The sequence below is a fragment of the Ruegeria sp. B1 genome, from assembly GCF_056535885.1.
This window is the reverse complement of sequence record NZ_JBQFJA010000001.1, coordinates 4375512-4392575: the sequence shown is the minus strand read 5'-3', so window position 1 is coordinate 4392575 and position 17064 is coordinate 4375512. Positions and strand designations below refer to the sequence as shown.

Here is a 17064-nt window from a genome sequence, read left to right as displayed (position 1 = left end):
ACCGTGGCCACCATCACCCATATCGAACTGCGCATGATTGACCTAATCCCAAAGGTCAAACGGGTCGATGCGATTCAGTCCTTTGTCAGTCAGGAAACACCCATCGTGACCGTGACCGACAGCGACGGGGCGCAGGGTGTGGGCTATTGCTATACCATCGGTACCGGCGGCCCGTCGGTGATGGCACTGCTTGAGAAAACGCTGGCACCAGCACTGATCGGGCGCGATGCGGATCGGATCGAAGGCATCTGGCGCGATCTGCTGTTCCTAACCCATGCGACGGTGGTGGGGGCCATCACCTCGCTGGCCTTGGCCGCGATTGATACCGCGCTTTGGGATTTGCGCTGTCGCAAACAGGGGCTGCCACTGTGGAAAGCCGCCGGCGGATCGCGGGATCGCATCCCGCTCTATTCGACCGAGGGCGGCTGGCTGCATCTGGACACGCAAGCCTTGGTCGATGACGCACTGGCGATGCAGGCGCAGGGGTTCCGGGGCTCGAAGATCAAGATCGGGCGCGACCATCTGAGCGAGGATGCCACCCGTCTGGCTGCGGTGCGCGAGGCCGTTGGGCCGGGTTATGAAATCCTGACCGATGGTAATCAGGGCTTTACCCTATCCGAGGCGATCCGCCGGGCGCAGGTCTTGGAAGACTATAATATCGGCTGGTTCGAGGAGCCTCTGCCCGCCGACGACGTCGCGGGTCATGCCGAGCTGTCGCGCCGCACCTCGGTGCCGATTGCCGTCGGCGAGAGCATGTATTCGCTGAGCCAGTTCAAGGATTACCTGCAAGCGGGCGCGGCCAGCATCGTGCAGGTCGACGTCGCGCGGATCGGGGGGATCACCCCGTGGCTGAAAGTGGCGCATCTGGCCGAGGCGTATAACGTCATGGTCTGCCCGCATTTCCTGATGGAACTGCACTTGCCGCTGGTCTGTGCCGTACCCAACGCGAAATGGCTGGAATACATCCCGCAGCTTGACAGTGTGACCACGGACGCGATGCGCATCGAGGATGGCTTTGCCATTCCGTCAGACGTGCCCGGGCTTGGCATCGCGTGGGACTGGCAGGCGATCGAAGCCCAATCCTCGCCGATCACAATCAGTGAGGGCGCATGATGAAACGTATGGGTATGGTGATCGGCGTAAAACCCGAAAAACTGGACGAATACAAACGCCTGCACGCAGCCGTCTGGCCTGATGTGTTAGCGCAGATCGCCAACAGCAATATCCGCAACTACACGATTTTCCTACGTGAGCCCGAGAACCTGTTGTTCGGTTATTGGGAATATCACGGCACCGATTTCGAAGGGGACATGGCCCGCATGGCGCAAGACCCCAGAACGCAGGAATGGTGGCGTTTCACCGACCCTTGCCAAAACCCACTGCCCAGCCGCGCCGAAGGCGAAAAATGGGCACCCATGATTGAAGTATTCCACACGGATTGAGGACGACATGACCAAAGCACAGGGCCGTCTGGCCGGAAAGAAAGCGCTGATCACCGCCGCAGGGCAGGGCATTGGCCGCGCCAGCGTCGAGAAATACGTGGCCGAAGGCGCGCAGGTGATTGCCTGCGACATCAACGATGCAACACTTGCGGAACTGGCCGCAATCGACGGCGTGACAGCCTTGAAGCTGGACGTCACCAATGCAGACGCCGTGGCCGAGGTCGTCGCGACCGCCGGAGCGCTGGACGTGCTGTTCAACTGCGCCGGTTTCGTTGGGGCTGGCTCGATCCTTGAATGCGACGATGACCAGTGGGATTTCAGCTTTGATCTGAACGTCAAGGCGATGTACCGGCTGGCCAAGCTGGTGCTGCCGGGCATGTTGGAAAATGGCGGCGGCTCGATCATCAACATGTCCTCGGTCGCTTCGTCCATGAAAGGCGTGCCGAACCGCTTCTCGTATTGTGCATCCAAAGCGGCCGTGATCGGCCTGACTAAATCCATCGCCGCTGACTTCATCACGCAGGGCATCCGCTGCAACGCAATCTGCCCCGGTACCGTCGACAGCCCCAGTCTGCATGACCGCCTGCGCGCCACCGGCGACTATGAACAGGCAATGAAAGACTTCATCGCGCGCCAGCCCATGGGTCGCATCGGCCACGCGGATGAGATTGCCGCCCTGGCCGTCTATCTGGCCAGCGATGAGACCGCATTCACCACCGGACAGACCTTCGCCATCGATGGCGGCTGGACCGTTTGATCAGGGAGATTTGAGATGAAACTGCTGCGTTACGGTCCCGTTGGACAAGAAAAACCCGGCCTGATGGATGAAAACGGCGCGATCCGCGATCTGTCTGGCAAAGTCAGCGACATCGCGGGCGACGCGCTGTCGGATGCCGGGCTTGATGCCCTGCGCGCGTTGGATGTGAATGCGCTGCCCGTGGTCGACGGCGCGCCGCGTATCGGCGCTTGCGTCGGTCAGGTGGGTAAGTTCATCTGCATCGGCCTGAATTATGCCGACCACGCCGCTGAATCCGGTATGGCGCTGCCCGAAGAACCGGTGATCTTCTTCAAGGCAACCTCGGCCATCATCGGCCCCGATGACACCGTGGAAATCCCGCGCAACTCGGTCAAGACCGACTGGGAGGTCGAGCTGGGTGTGGTGATTGGCAAGCATACCAAATACGTCTCCGTCGAGGATGCGCTGGACCACGTCGCGGGCTACTGCGTGATCAACGACCTGTCTGAACGGGACTTTCAGCTGCACCGCTCGGGCCAGTGGGTCAAGGGCAAGTCTGCCGACACGTTCGGCCCCATCGGCCCCTGGCTGGTGACGCGGGATGAGGTGCCAGACCCGCAGAACCTGCCAATGTATCTTGAGGTCAACGGCCACCGCTATCAGGACGGCTCGACCAAGACGATGCATTTTGATGTGGCGACCGTGATCTCGCACCTGTCGCAGTTCATGTCGCTGCAGCCGGGCGATGTTATTTCGACCGGGACGCCTCCCGGCGTGGGTATGGGGCAGGACCCGCAAACGTACCTTAAACCGGGCGACACCATGGAGCTGGGGATCGAAGGGCTGGGCGTCCAGCGTCAAACCGTGGAGGCAAGCAAATGACCCGCATCACTGGTATTCGTACCGAAGACCTGCGCTTCCCGACCTCGGACAGTCTGGACGGGTCGGACGCGATGAACCCCGATCCCGATTACTCGGCGGCCTATGTGGTTCTTGAGACCGATGGCGCGCATGAGGGCCATGGCCTGACCTTCACCATCGGGCGCGGCAATGAGATCTGCGTGGCCGCGATCGAGGCGCTTGGCGCGCTGGTCACTGGATTGGAACGGGACTGGATCACCGAAGATATGGGCCGGTTCTGGCGCCATATCACCGGCGACAGCCAGTTGCGCTGGATTGGCCCCGACAAGGGCGCGATCCATTTGGCCACCGGCGCGGTCGTGAACGCTGCGTGGGATTTGTGGGCCAAAGAGGCGGGCAAGCCCGTCTGGCAACTGGTCGGCGAGATGAGTCCGGAAGAGATCGTGCGCTTGATCGACTTCCGCTATCTGACCGATGCGATCACGCCGGATGAAGCGCTGGCGCTGCTGCGCGCCGCCGAGCCCGGCAAACAGGAACGTGTCGCCAAGCTGAAGGCCGAGGGCTATCCCTGCTACACCACCTCGGCGGGATGGCTGGGCTATTCCGACGACAAGCTGCGCCGCCTGTGCCGTGAGGCCAAGGAGGCGGGCTTTACCCACACCAAGTTCAAGGTCGGCCGTGATCTGGACGACGATATCCGCCGCCTGACCATTGCGCGTGAAGTGCTGGGCGAAGACATGAACATCATGATCGACGCCAATCAGGTGTGGGAGGTCGATCAGGCCGTGGATTGGGTCAAGGCGCTGTCCTTTGCGCGGCCCTTCTTCATCGAAGAACCCACCAGCCCCGACGACGTGTTCGGCCACAAGGCGATCCGCGACGGTGTCGCTCCGGTCAAGGTGGCCACCGGCGAGATGTGCCAGAACCGCATCATCTTCAAGCAGTTCATCAAGGAAGGCGCGATCGACATCGTTCAGATCGACAGCTGCCGGATGGGCGGATTGAACGAGGTGCTGGCGGTCATGCTGATGGCGGCGAAATACGATCTGCCGGTCTGGCCCCATGCGGGCGGCGTGGGCCTGTGCGAATACGTTCAGCACATGTCGATGATCGACTACGTCGCGATCTCGGGCGAGAAAGACAGCAAACGGATCGAGTTCGTGGACCATCTGCACGAGCATTTCCTGGATCCCTGCGTCGTGAAGAACGGTGCCTACATGGCCCCCGACCAGCCGGGTTTTTCCATCGAGATGAAACCCGACAGCATCAGAGATTTCCGGTTCCTGCCCAAACTGGCAGCGGAATAAACCCCCGCCGTCTGACCCTAAAAGCAACAACAGTCGGGCGGCTTATCACCCAACCTGGAGGAAAGACAAAATGTTGAACTTTGGTAAAACGGCCTTTGGGGCCGCCTGTATTGTTGCGCTTGGCGCAACGGCTGGTCTGGCACAGGAGACGCTGCGTTTTGGCCATGTGTATGAGGCCTCGACGCCTTATCACGCCGCCGCTGTGAAGGCCGCCGAGCTGCTCGAGGAAAAGACCGACGGTCGCTACAAGATGGAAGTGTTCCCGGCCTCGCAGCTGGGCAAAGAGGCTGCGCTGAACGAGGCGCTGTCGCTGGGCACGGTTGATGCGATCTTTACCGGCGTTGCGTTCCTGGGTCAGTCCTATGGCCCGATCAGCATCTCGGATTATCCGTTCACCATGCGGTCGTATGACCACTGGAAAGCCTATGTGAACTCGGACCTGTTCGATGAGATGGCCGGTGAATACAAGAACATCTCGGGCAATACGATCGCGACCATGACCTACTATGGCGCGCGTCACGTCACCTCGAACAAGCCGATCCTTGAACCCGGTGACATGGAAGGTCTGAAGATCCGCACGCCGAACGCGCCTGCCTATCAGATGTTCCCCGAAGCAACCGGCGCGAACCCGACACCGATGGCCTTTGCCGAAGTCTATCTGGCCTTGCAGCAAGGTGTCGTGGACGCGCAGGAAAACCCGCTGCCGACCATCCAGTTCAAGAAGTTCTACGAAGTACAGTCGAACATCAACCTGACCGGCCACATCACCAACTCGCTGGCCGTTGTGGTCTCGCCCGTAACGCTGGGCAAGATGGGTGATGATGGTCAGGCGCTGATTGATGCGCTGGCCGAGGCCGCATCGGCCACGTCGGATGAAATCGTGCAGTCTGAGGCCGAACTGGCCGATTGGTTCCGCGAGCAGGGCGTGACCGTGAACGAAGTGGATCGTGCGCCATTCATGGCAGCGGTTGCACCTCTGCTGAGCGGTGACACCGTTCCGTGGGACGCTGAAACCTTCGAACGTCTGCAGGCGATCCAGGAATAATCTGCAATACCGGGCCCGTCGCACCGTCGGGCCCGGCCTTTATGCACGAGGAATGTCCCGATGTCCGACGCCCCGCCCGAAATAGATTTTGACGCCCTTGCCGCCGAAGATGACGCGCATTTTCGGAACTATCGTATCACCGTGGCAGATTATGGTCTGCTGGCGCTGTTCGGTTTGCTGTTCGGCGTGGTCTTCTTGCAGTTCTTCACCCGCTATGTGCTGAACGACTCCATCGCCTGGACCGAAGAAGCGGCGCGGTATCTGCTGATCCTTCTGGGTTTTGCCGGTGCGATCCGGTGTCAGGCTGTCGGTAGCCATATCGTGTTGGAATTCGTCGACAAGTATTATGGCCGCCTGCTCAGCTGGGTGCATGTCTTTGCACTGGTTGCAACCTTCGTTCTGTTCGCCGTCATCATCTGGTCGGCGTGGGAGTTGATCCAGCGCACCTCGTTCCAGCAAATGGTCTCGTTGCCATTCCCGAAATACTACCTGCACACCGCGGTCATGATACTGGCGGTCGGAAATCTGGGGGTTGTGACCTATCAGATCGTCGCGCGGGTGAAGCAACTTAAGGAAGGCGTCGACAAATGGGCCTGATCATTCTTTTCGTATCCCTGTTTGGTCTGATGCTGATGCGCGTACCAATCGCGTTTGCGCTGGCGCTGTCGTCCTTTGCCTACATCCTCTATTCCGGTCTGCCGCCGGTTTTGTTGATGCACAACATGGTCAACGGCATGGACAGCTTCCCGCTGCTGGCCATCCCCTTCTTCATTCTGGCCGGAGCACTGATGAACTCGGCCGGGATCACCGCGCGCATCTTTGGCTTCGCCCGGGCCATCGTCGGATGGATGCATGGCGGGTTGGGCCACGTAAACGTTGGGGCAAGTATCATCTTTGCCGGCATGTCCGGTGCTGCCGTCGCAGATGCGGGCGGACTTGGTGCGATTGAAATCAAGGCCATGCGTGAAGCTGGCTATGATGATGATTTCAGCGTTGGAGTAACGGCGGCTTCGTCGACCATCGGGCCGATCATTCCACCTTCGCTGCCGCTGGTGATCTTTGGCGTCATGGCCTCGGTTTCGATCGGCAAGCTGTTTGTCGCCGGGATTGTGCCCGGCCTTCTGATGGCGTTGTCGTTGTCGGTCATGATCTGGTGGATGTCGCGCAAGCGGAACTATCCGCGCGACGTAAGCTTCAGCCCATCGGTTATCGCCACGCGGTTCAAAGCAGCCTTCCTGCCGCTGATGACACCGGTCATCATCGTGGGTGGCATCGTGTCGGGTGCCTTCACCCCGACCGAGGCCGCCATTGGCGCGGTAGCCTACGCGCTGATCCTGGGCACCGTCTTGTATCGCACGCTGACCGTTCGGAAACTGGCCGTGATCTCTCTGGAAACCATCGAGACAACGGCCGCGATCATGATGATCGTGGGCGCAGCTTCGGTCTTTGCCTGGATTCTGACCGCCAATCAGGTTGCCGCGCATTTTGCCGAATTCGTGCTGTCCTTCACTGATAGCAAGGCCGTCGTCCTCTTGCTGATCATGGCCGTGGTCCTGATCGCTGGCCTGTTCATGGAAACCATCGCCGCGATCTCGATCCTTGTGCCGGTGCTGATGCCGGTGGCTGCGCAATTCGGCATCGACCCAGTGCATCTGGGGATCATCGTTATCCTGAATCTGATGCTGGGCCTGCTGACCCCGCCTGTCGGCATGGTGCTGTTCGTGCTGTCACGTGTCTCGAAAGTTCCATTCGAACAATGCGTGCGCGCGACCTTGCCGTTCCTTGTGCCTTTGTTGGGTGTTCTGCTGCTGCTGACATTCGTTCCAGCGCTGGTCCTGTGGTTGCCCAACATGCTTTACGGGTCGTAAAATCCGGCCCCTTTCCTGGAGACAAAGATGAAAACCAACCAAATCGGCAATACCAACCTGAAAGTGACCGAGCTGTCCTTTGGTTGCGCCAGTATTGGCAACCTCTACGGGGAAGCCTCGGATGCGGACGTACGGGACGTTCTCGACACCGCGTGGGAGGTCGGAATTCGGTATTTCGACACGGCCCCGCATTATGGGCGCGGCCTCTCGGAACAGCGTCTGGGGCAGTTTTTATCCGATAAACCACGATCGGATTATGTGATCTCGACCAAGGTGGGCCGGGTTCTGTCACCCGGGCAACCCATGGCCGAGGCTGACGGGTTCGTAAACCCGTTGCCCAACGACGTGCGCTATGACTATTCAGGCGATGGGATCGAGGCTTCGCTGGAAAGCAGTCTGGAACGGCTGCAAACCACCATGGCGGACATCGTGTTCGTGCATGACATCGGCATCTTCACTCACGGTGCCGACAACGCGACCCAGATGGAGGCGTTTTTGGGCGGCGGGTACGACCGGCTGGTGAAGCTGAAGGAACAAGGCCGCATCCGTGCGTTTGGTTTGGGGGTGAACGAAAACGAAATCTGTCTCGATGTCATGCGCCACGGCCCGATTGATGTCATTCTGCTTGCAGGCCGCCTGACTTTGCTGGACCGCTCGGCTGAGGAAGCGCTGACCGCGCAATGCCATGCGCAGGGCACCAGCCTTGTCCTGGGCGGTATTTTGAACTCGGGTATTCTTGCCACCGGCCCGGTAGAAGGTGCGACCTATGATTATCAGCCGGCTTCCTCCGAAATTCTGGACAAGGTTCGAGCGCTACAGGACAAAGCCGATGGGCTTGGCATGCCTTTGGCCACAGCCGCATTGCATTTTGCGAAGTCACACCAACTGACATCATCCGTCCTGATCGGCACGTCGAAGGCGACTAGCCTGACGCGAAACATCGAAGCAATGGCGCAAGCAACACCGGAAGAGTTTCACGACGTATTTCGACATATGCCCGACGGCTCCTGAACCACTTTTTGAAACCAGACAGCGGTTTTCACTTCAAAGTGGAAGAACCATGCGTTTGACAGATTACCACAACTTCCACGACTTCCGGCGGCTGGCCAAACAGCGGCTGCCGGGGCCAATCTTCAACGATCTTAGCCCTCACTCTTCTCAAGCTCGAACATAGTGCGTCGGCCCGAGAGCTTTTTGGGCAAAGTCGATATGTCGCCATTCCAGTGCTAGCGAAAATAATCGGCTTGACGCGCACGCGATACCACATCGGGGTAGAAAGCAGCGATACAGGTTCTTCGCTGTGACCGGCTGGGCACCTGATCTGATGGCCCACCCGCGCATCGAGGACGTCACATCTGAGGCTGATGAAACAGACGAGGGCCCCCGACGGCACGGCCACTGCGGGCAAGTGATCCAACAGAGACCCAAGCCGTCCGCAGCGCAGGCGGCTTGGAGCCCCTCAGGCCCTGAAGCGTGTAGCAATATGAAGCACCACAATTTATTATTGTAATTACTCGTAAAAATATAAACCCAGAGTTGAAATAAAATTTCGTTTAATCGACCCCGTCATACTGAAACTCTCCTGTGAGGGGCATCGCTAACGTGTTTGAACACGATCGGGAACAGGCACCGGCTGTTCCGCAACGCGATCCGTTGGTTGGCATAAATCCGGGACTTGGCAGTGGCATCGGCCGGAAACTTTGCTCCAGCCTCAACAAGAAGCGAACCGCAGCCGAAGAGCAGTCGCGGTTCTTCCGCGTCGTCCGAACTGATTGTGGCAAAGTGCGAGGAGTTGCCCCTATTCAACGTTTCCTCAACCGGGTTCTGGCGCTGCCGATCGCCATGCAGAACGCGATTTTCGTCGAGTTTATGGAGAAGATCGAGATTGCCACGGCGCGCGCGATGGCAGCCGGTACGCTGGATGTTGGTTTGGAGATCCTGCGTGGCGACAGGATCACGGCCGGAACATCGCAGGAATTGCGCAAGTGCGACAAAACGGGTGCGGTCACCTCATTGGTTCCGCTGACGATCGAGAACCGCCTGTTCTATCGCAGTGCGACCTCCGGTTCGGTTGCATTGATCGCTTCCCGGCCGGAGCAGGTCTACGGCGCGGGCGGTGAGCTGCTGCTTGAGCGGCGCATAGTGCGGCCAGCGAAGAAAAGCTTCCTTACCGAAGAAACCTTCGAGCGTTCCAACTGGGAGCCAGTAAATACTACCATGTTCCGAACTCTCTGGGATGCGGAGGCTGCCGGGCTGCCCGATACGGAGACACGCCAACTGCATCTGTTGACGGGGTTAATCCTGCCGATCTGGACGGAGATCCCAGGTGACAATACTCGCATTTACCGGGTGCAGCCGGAGGAGGGACCTGCCTTGCTCGGTCGCGCGCTTGATGAGACCCAGGCCTCAGTTCTGCGCGGCAAGTTTATGGACCTCGATTGTCCGTCGTCAGGAGTTTTGGGCCAGTTGGTAATCTGACCTAAGAGAGGCTCTGGCTCATCCGGTTCGCGTAATTATGCGGCGGATTTGCGGTGAAGCAAGCGCCGCGTTTCGATTGTCTTTCGTTTGATCCTTTCTCGTTGTCTCAGAATGGTTTGGCCTCGTCCGAAGTAGACGTCAGCGGGCGTGAGGTTTTGCAGGCTCTCGTGGTAGCGACGGTGATTGTAATGCTCGACGAAAGCACCAATCTGCTGCGTGAGATCGCCAGGTAGATAGTAGTTTTCTAATAAGATGCGGTTCTTGAGGGTCTGATGCCAGCGCTCAATCTTGCCTTGGGTTTGCGGATGATATGGCGCACCACGCACGTGATCCATTTGCTGATCTTGCAGCCAATCGGCCAACTCTCCGGAAATGTAGCTGGACCCGTAACACCTTCGGAATGATATTAATGCAGAGGCTATGATTGCCTGTGCAGCCCTCAAATAGCGCAACAGGTGATCATAGCCGGTTCTCAGGTCTCTACAGTGGTTTTGCGACAAACCACACTGAAGAGGAGACCGACTATGACCGACACCACTATTGCACAGTCAGAAGCTGTTTTGGTGGCGATCGATATTGCCAAATCCCGCCACGAAGTTCTGCTTCAGATCCCTGGTAAGAAGCGTCGACGCCGTTTCACCATTCTGAACCAGCTTGCCGACTTCAATCGGTTGATCGCCATACTCACGGAGTATGACTGTCCTGTCCGTGTGGCTTTTGAGGCCACCGGCAATTACCACCGCGCTCTGGCTTATCAGCTTGGTGTCGCTGGTTTCGAGGTGAAGCTGGTGTCCTCCGTGGCCTTGGCGCGCACCCGCGAGGCCCTGAACAACAGCTGGGATAAGAATGACCCGAAAGACGCGCAGGTTATCCTGCACATGATGCGAATCGGGAACGAACAATTCTATCACGATCCATTGCTGAGCGGCACAAATGACTTACAGGAACTATCCAAAACACACGACATCGTCTCTCGTTGTAAGACTGAGTTATGGCACCGGGTACTGACTCATTATCTGCCCCTGTATTTTCCCGAAGCAGAGCGCTTCCATCGCAGCTCGCGCAGCGACTGGTTCTTTGCCTTCCTGGAGCGCTACCCGTCACCGCATTTCATCTCCGCCATGGATCAAGATGCGTTCATTGCCGATGCATGGGAGGTTGTCGGCCGCAAGGTCTCAAAAGAACGCTTGCTTGCAGACATTTATCAGACCGCCAAGTCTTCGGTTGGCTTGCCAATCGCATTGGATTCTGACGCGGCCAGAATGTTTCGCTTGGTCTTGTGCGAAGGGCGCTGCCTGATTGCCCAGCGGAATGAGATTGAGGATCGCGCCATTGGGCTGCTTAAAGACAACAGCGACTACAAACTCCTGACTTCGATCCCAGGGATCGGGCCCATCAACGCCCTGACCATTCTGGCAGAGGCTGGCGACCTGCGCCGCTTCCGGCATCACCGGCAGTTTCTCAAATTCTGCGGGATGGACCTCGCGACCATCCAGTCCGGCACCTTCCGGGGCCAGACCAAGCTGTCCAAATACGGCAATGCCAGATTGCGCCGCACGCTATGGATGGCTGGTCAGGTAGCCATCATGCAGCCAACCAACAGCTTTCGTGACAAGTTCGAACGTTACATAACGAAGGATCGGCATAACGCCCATCTGCGCCGAAAGGCGTATACCGCAATCGCCGCCAAGATGGCCCGCACAGTACATGGGATCATCAAAAGCGGAGAACCATATCGCCCCTTCTTTCAGGGGTGATCGACAGCAGAAGGACCCTTCTCTGACAGGGCCGTAGAGGCAGGTTTCTGACCTCGTAGATAATGTTCAGGCCTTCTGCTCAACGACTCGAAGATCTCGTCTTAAGGACGGTGAGAGCCGCAGATGCGTACTCTGTGTTTGTTATGGGAGAGACATGTTGTTGACCAAAATGCCGAACTGACACACATTCGACCATGCTGGAACACCCCAGCATGACAATGACCTGATGCCAAATCTGCCGACCATTCTGCACATAGGACGTTGTCGCTGAGCGGACGCGGTTTGTGCAGCACAGTTGCCTGATCACAGCCCGACGCCTGTAGCGCCTGGTCCAGCGTGGCTGTCACATCCTCAGTCTTCATCGTCGTACAAAGCTTCCAGGCAATGATGTATCGGCTGTAGTCGTCCAAGATCGTGCTGAGATAGAACCAGCCCCAACCGATGACCTTCAAATATGTGAAGTCTGTCTGCCAAAGCTCGTTCGGCCTCGCTGTCTTGTCCCGGAACTCATCCGCAGCGGACAGAACCACATAAGCCGGGCTGGTGATCAGATCGTAGGACTTGAGGATGCGATAGACCGAAGCCTCTGACATAAAGTACTTTTCTGTGTCGGTGAAGCGTGCAGCCAACTCACGCGGGGAAAGCTCACTTTCCTTCAGGGCCAGATCCTTGATCTTCTCGCGCACTGGCGTGGGAATGTGGTTCCAGACCCGTGACGGCGTGGGTCTTCGATCTTCAAGCGCCTCGGGGCCACCGACGAGATATCGGTCGTACCAGCGATAGAAGGTGGTCTTCGGAATACCCAGCTTTTCCAAAGTGCGTTTGGTCGGCAGATGCGATTGCTCAACCAAGCGGATGATTTCCAGTTTTTCGGATGCAGGATATCTCATTCGTCGTCGTCCCTATCCGCGATCATGCTTTTTTGAGAAGCCGCAGTTCCAGGGCCTGTTCTGCCACAACTTCTTTCAGATCGCGGGCTTCACGGCGCAGGTCTTTGACCTCGGTCGCTGTCGCAGCACGTGCCGTGTCACCTGCCAGCCGCTTTTTGCCCGCCTCTAGGAACTCTTTGGACCAGCTGTAGTAGAGGCTCTGCGCGATGCCTTCACGGCGGCAGAGCTCTGCAATGCTGTCCTCGCCTTTTAGGCCGTCCAGCACGATCCTGATCTTCTCTTCTGCGGAGTACTGTTTGCGGGTCGCACGGCGAATGTCCTTTACGACCTTCTCACCGTGGCTCTGCTTGGTTCCGGGTTTCTTTCTCATCTTATGGAATGGACGCCCCTTGCACCGATGCCGATAGTTTTCGGCAGACGTATCAAGCAGAAGGAGTTCACAGAATGCAGTTACTTGCGATTGATTTAGGCAAACAGTCGTTTCACATCCACGGAATCACCAATGAGGGCGAGGTAATCTCGAAGAAGGTGACCAGATCAAAACTCGCCGCTGCCGTTCAGGAGTATTCCCCGGAAACAGTCGCCATGGAGGCTTGTGCCAGCGCTCATCACTGGGGCAGACAGTTTGAGGCGCAAGGCTATGCCGTGCGCCTCGTTCATCCGCGGTTCGTAATGCCGTTTGTCAAAGGCTCCAAGAACGACGCTGTTGATGCCGAGGCGATCTATGAGGCCGCACTGCGCCCGACTATGCGATTTGTCCCAGTGAAGACGACGGAGCAACAGGATTTGCAGATGCTGCATCGAACACGTGATCGTCTCATCACACAACGGACCGGATTGATTAATCACATTCGGGGCCTTCTGGGGGAGTATGGCGTTGTCATTCCAGTCGGTGCCTTTCGGTTCCGAAAGGATATCAGAAACGCCGTCGCTGAGGCCAAGTTGTCAGCGCTGGCAACGGAAAACTTCAACGCACTTATCGCCGAATTCGAAGCGTTGGACAAACACGTCGCTGAGCTCGACCGTAAGCTAATCGCGATCTGCCGGACCGATGAGCGGTGCAAACGTCTTGCAACCCTCCCCGGCGTCGGGCCTGTGATCGCCACCGCCTTGATCGCTGCCGTTGATGACGGTCGACACTTTTCGTCTGGCCGGGCACTCGCGGCATGGATAGGCTTGGTTCCCAGACAATATACGACGGGCGGCAAGCCCCGGCTTGGTGGCATAGGCAAACGAGGCAACCAATACCTGCGGCGCCAGCTCATCCACGGCGCCCGGTCCGTCCTGATCAGGATCGCCAATCGTGATGATCAACGCGCGAGATGGGCGCAGGGCTTGCTGGCACGCGCAGGTCACAACAAAACGCTCGTGGCTATCGCCAACAAGACAGCACGCATTGCCTGGGCGATTTTGCGGAGCGGAGAAGGCTACAAAGCGGCGTAGCGGGCAGCCCGGAAAGTACTGGCGCTCTAAGAATGCGAGGTGACGAGACGATGGTGTAACGGCAGGGGCCGCAATTCACAGCCTGTAAGGAGTGGTGGCCAGGAAAGGCCGGTCATCTTGGAAGGCACTGAAACCAGCGGATCCCATCGAGGCCAGGAGCAAAGATGCTTCAATCAAAGGCCGGATAGATTCACGCATCCAATGCCGTCAACATCATCACAAAAAACACCTTGCGCAGGGGGCGTCCATAGATCCACTCCTTGGCGGTTACGATGAGCCAGAAACCCTCTCTTATCAAATCAACCTAAACTGTCCCATTGGCGCTGACGTCAGACAGGTCGACCGCTGCTTTTTGTCCTGATCGAGCGTGATCAGAATCTCACATCCAATTCGAGGGTAAGACCCCAGAAATTGAAGCCCGATTGCCCGATGCCGTCATAGAACACCGAACTGCTGAGCAGATAGTTGGACTGGCTGCTATATTCTGCACCCAGTTCGACACGCCCGCGGGCACCTTCGATCAATTCGCCAGACGCACCGTCGGTATCAACATCGAACGCCCAAATCGTAGATGCACCGACCTGCGCTGTCAGAATGCCTTCCGACAGTTCAAAGCTATGCGAAAGCGTCGGCGTCAATTCAAGCGACCCGAAAGACGTCGTCACCGAGGGGATATCTATGTTCTGGCTGTCCACATAAGCATCAGACTTTGTTTCGTACCAAGACAGGCGCGCCTCGGGGCTGAAGGTGATCGCATCTCCGAGGGCGTAGTCACCGATCAGAGCCGCCGTCACCAGCTTGCGTTCGGAATCGTAGTCATCGCTGTAGGTTCCGAATGGCGAGACAGTGTTGTCCGACTCACCCCAGGCGAGGCGTCCATCAAAGTACAGGTTGTCCCACAGACGGGCAGTCACATACGGTCCGACCATGTACCCCTCACCGTCAATGCGATCTGACGTGCCGCTCAGCGATGCCCTGTCATATTGCAGACTAAAACCCAGCAGAACGTCCGGCGTCACCAGATAATCCAACCCGACATGCAGAATGGTGAAGTTGCCATCACGGCCCCTGAATTGCATCTCTGCAATGGTGCCTTCCGTCCAGAATTCCCACGGTGAGCTGTCCCGGATGACAGGCGTTGCACTTATGGCATTCTTCGCACGGGCGACAATGCCCTGAGACGATGCATCATGGTTCGCTACGTTGCCTTGTTGTGCGTTGCCAACATTATCCGACGGTGTTGTGCCATCATTATCCGCCTCAGGTTGGCCTGGTCTGGGCAGCTTGAAGTCCAGTTCGGTTGATCCGGCAACGGTATCCCGGGTGCTGAACGAAAAGCTCGTGCGACCCGAAGAAAGCTCCAGCCGAAGCGGCAGCGCACTGTTGCGCAGTGCAGCACCTTCGACGAATACACCGCCATCCGAACGGCGCTCGCCCCTTAGGCGACCGATCCGGCGATTGGTTTTTGGGCCATTGGCAACGATCATTTGGCCGCGCACCTGCTGAAAATCGCTGATCAGGGCGGTTGTGGTTTCGACAGGTGTGCTCTCCTCGGTTTTTAATTCGGACAATAGGGTAATGGTCAAAGATCCATTCCCGACGCCGACGCCTGCAATGGCGGCTGGATTGGCGCCGCTGTTAAAGGACCCACCGCCACCAGCAACCCGACCGCCGTCGCCACCGGAATAGCCGCCGCCGCCGCCGCCGCCAAAACACCCGTCACCACTGCCGCCGCCGCCAAACCCTCCGAAAGCTGGCGCGCCAGCACAAGATCCGGTTTTGACTCCTCCTGTCATGCCATTCGCCCAGCTTCTTCCTCCGGTGCCTAGAGGAGCATCGTCTGCGCCATCCCCAAAAAAGCCAGCACCAGCTGAACCCCATCCGTGCCGTGGGGCGGCGCCACCGGCCCCATCGTTTGCGGCAGGTACGGGCGTATATGTTTCTAGGTTGCCACTCCCGCTCCACCCTCTTTCCGTGATTGAAGCATCAGTACCGTCTTGACTAGAAAAAGAACGGGTTCCACCACCTCCACCTGCAATCAGAAGCGGGTTATCGTTTTCATCGACAAGAAACGTGCCGCCGCCGCCGCCGCCACTGCCCGAATTATTCGATGAGGTCGCAGTGCCCGCTCCACCTACAGCAATTTGCAAGCGCTGACCTTCGCTAAACTCGAACTTACCTTCTATCTGCGCGCCTCGACCACCGGAAAAACTTGGGTTTCCAGCGGCACCTTGGGCGCCAATGGCGACAATGCGATACGTACCCGCTACCGGTACGGTCCAATCAACGATGGCTCCAGTATGCTCAAAACGATGAACCGTTTGCGCTATGGCTGGGTATGGCGCGCCCAGAACTGCTATACTGATCAGGGCTATTAGAGCTTGCTCACGGGTGCAGCGCTGAGGTGTACTTTTTGTATCCGGCCGGTAATGCTGGCATTTAAAAATTCGGTTTGCGAGCTCTGCAAATCGTCTCAGTTTATCCATAGCTGTAGTCTTACTTTCCTTTAGTTGCGTAGAGTCGGATGGTCAGCGATTAAATTCAGACATCAGAATTCATAAAATTACGGCCCGAAGCCCCAACCTTGAATTAAGGGTTTGCGTTATGATTAGACAAATATCTTTGCATTGTGCGCTTCGAAACATCATACTTTTTTGCGACAAGTTCCACAGCTATTCCGTTTATCTTAACATCTCTGATCGCTAAATTCATTTTCCTGTCCGAGAGTGCACGCGGACGTCCAATGCGCGAACCCCTTGCCCTTGCTTCAACGAGGCCAGCTCGCGTTCGTTCGCTAATCAAAGAACGTTCGAACTCCGATAAGGCAGCCATGATATGAAAGATGAACCTACCAGAACTTGACGCAGTATCGATTAGTTCAGTAATGGAATGAAAATTTATCCCTCGATTGCCCAATAAATCGATTAGCTGAATGACGCCACCTAACGATCTGCCCAACCGATCTAGGCGCCAGACAGTTAAAGACTCGCCTTCGCTTAGTGAATGTAAAGCAGCATCCAATCCGGGCCGAGACATCTCGGACCCGGAAACTCCAATATCTTTGTATATTTTCTGGCAGCCGGCCTTCTCAAGTGCGGAAATCTGTAGGTCCAACCTTTGTTCGTCGGTCGACACGCGTGCATATCCAATCTTCATCATTGCCTCTTATTGTTTTATGGATGATTTTACAAGGGGTTAAGTGGCCAATTTTATTTTTTAAACCTTCACTCAAATAGC

14 protein-coding genes and 3 pseudogenes are annotated in these 17064 nt (G+C 57.3%); 13 read left to right on the top strand and 4 right to left on the bottom strand.

The features are described 5' to 3' along the window. Positions 1–3: 3 nt before the first annotated feature. The 10 genes from ACR3ES_RS21760 to ACR3ES_RS21715 all read left to right on the top strand — a co-directional run bounded on the left by ACR3ES_RS21760 (position 4) and on the right by ACR3ES_RS21715 (position 9737). Positions 4–1113, top strand: coding sequence for a mandelate racemase/muconate lactonizing enzyme family protein (locus tag ACR3ES_RS21760; RefSeq protein ID WP_170437806.1), 1110 nt, complete (start codon positions 4–6; stop codon positions 1111–1113). Beyond that, entirely contained in the window at positions 1113–1442 is a 330-nt protein-coding gene (locus ACR3ES_RS21755) for an L-rhamnose mutarotase (RefSeq protein WP_170437804.1), read from the top strand. The genes ACR3ES_RS21760 and ACR3ES_RS21755 overlap by 1 nt, the downstream gene beginning before the upstream one ends. A gap of 7 nt (positions 1443–1449) precedes the next feature. Continuing rightward, the gene (locus ACR3ES_RS21750) at positions 1450–2199 is read left to right on the top strand and encodes an SDR family oxidoreductase (RefSeq protein WP_170437802.1); all 750 of its coding nucleotides are present in this window, start codon (positions 1450–1452) and stop codon (positions 2197–2199) included. Between the two features lie 15 nt (positions 2200–2214). Continuing rightward, the gene (locus tag ACR3ES_RS21745; RefSeq protein ID WP_170437800.1) at positions 2215–3060 is read left to right on the top strand and encodes a fumarylacetoacetate hydrolase family protein; all 846 of its coding nucleotides are present in this window, start codon (positions 2215–2217) and stop codon (positions 3058–3060) included. Then, a complete protein-coding gene (locus ACR3ES_RS21740) occupies positions 3057–4346 on the top strand; it encodes an L-fuconate dehydratase (protein ID WP_170437797.1) in 1290 nt (429 codons plus the stop codon). The genes ACR3ES_RS21745 and ACR3ES_RS21740 overlap by 4 nt, the downstream gene beginning before the upstream one ends. 70 nt (positions 4347–4416) lie before the next feature. After that, positions 4417–5391, top strand: coding sequence for a sialic acid TRAP transporter substrate-binding protein SiaP (locus ACR3ES_RS21735; protein WP_170437795.1), 975 nt, complete (start codon positions 4417–4419; stop codon positions 5389–5391). 60 nt (positions 5392–5451) lie between these two features. Then, positions 5452–5988, top strand: a complete 537-nt coding sequence (locus tag ACR3ES_RS21730) for a TRAP transporter small permease (RefSeq protein WP_170437792.1) — start codon at positions 5452–5454, stop codon at positions 5986–5988. Next, positions 5979–7259, top strand: coding sequence for a TRAP transporter large permease (locus ACR3ES_RS21725; RefSeq protein WP_170437790.1), 1281 nt, complete (start codon positions 5979–5981; stop codon positions 7257–7259). Before ACR3ES_RS21730 ends, ACR3ES_RS21725 begins: the two co-directional genes overlap by 10 nt. Positions 7260–7286: 27 nt before the next feature. Next, positions 7287–8270 carry an aldo/keto reductase gene (locus ACR3ES_RS21720; RefSeq protein ID WP_480424494.1) on the top strand — a complete coding sequence of 328 codons (984 nt, stop codon included), beginning with the start codon at positions 7287–7289 and terminating at the stop codon, positions 8268–8270. Between the two features lie 591 nt (positions 8271–8861). Further along, the gene (locus ACR3ES_RS21715; RefSeq protein ID WP_480634755.1) at positions 8862–9737 is read left to right on the top strand and encodes a strawberry notch C-terminal domain-containing protein; all 876 of its coding nucleotides are present in this window, start codon (positions 8862–8864) and stop codon (positions 9735–9737) included. A gap of 35 nt (positions 9738–9772) precedes the next feature. On the opposite strand, the pseudogene ACR3ES_RS21710 reads toward ACR3ES_RS21715, so the two are convergent. Then, positions 9773–10123 (bottom strand): annotated as a pseudogene (locus ACR3ES_RS21710) (integrase core domain-containing protein); the annotation flags it as partial. A gap of 138 nt (positions 10124–10261) precedes the next feature. Here ACR3ES_RS21710 and ACR3ES_RS21705 point away from each other — a divergent pair. Further along, a pseudogene (locus tag ACR3ES_RS21705) lies at positions 10262–11520 on the top strand (IS110 family RNA-guided transposase). Between the two features lie 234 nt (positions 11521–11754). On the opposite strand, the pseudogene ACR3ES_RS21700 reads toward ACR3ES_RS21705, so the two are convergent. Next, a pseudogene (locus tag ACR3ES_RS21700) lies at positions 11755–12754 on the bottom strand (transposase); the annotation flags it as partial. 74 nt (positions 12755–12828) lie between these two features. Between ACR3ES_RS21700 and ACR3ES_RS21695 the strand changes: the two are divergent. Then, positions 12829–13827, top strand: coding sequence for an IS110 family RNA-guided transposase (locus ACR3ES_RS21695; RefSeq protein WP_170438367.1), 999 nt, complete (start codon positions 12829–12831; stop codon positions 13825–13827). A 371-nt stretch (positions 13828–14198) separates the two neighbouring features. On the opposite strand, the gene ACR3ES_RS21690 is transcribed toward ACR3ES_RS21695, so the two are convergent. After that, positions 14199–15623 carry an autotransporter outer membrane beta-barrel domain-containing protein gene (locus ACR3ES_RS21690; protein WP_480424491.1) on the bottom strand — a complete coding sequence of 475 codons (1425 nt, stop codon included), beginning with the start codon at positions 15621–15623 and terminating at the stop codon, positions 14199–14201. Between the two features lie 348 nt (positions 15624–15971). Here ACR3ES_RS21690 and ACR3ES_RS21685 point away from each other — a divergent pair, with 348 nt between their 5' ends. Next, on the top strand, positions 15972–16205 hold the full coding sequence (locus ACR3ES_RS21685; protein WP_480424490.1) for a hypothetical protein: 234 nt from the start codon (positions 15972–15974) through the stop codon (positions 16203–16205). A 211-nt stretch (positions 16206–16416) separates the two neighbouring features. On the opposite strand, the gene ACR3ES_RS21680 is transcribed toward ACR3ES_RS21685, so the two are convergent. Beyond that, complete coding sequence (locus tag ACR3ES_RS21680; RefSeq protein ID WP_170438281.1) at positions 16417–16983, bottom strand: recombinase family protein; 567 nt, start codon at positions 16981–16983, stop codon at positions 16417–16419. Positions 16984–17064 lie beyond the last annotated feature (81 nt).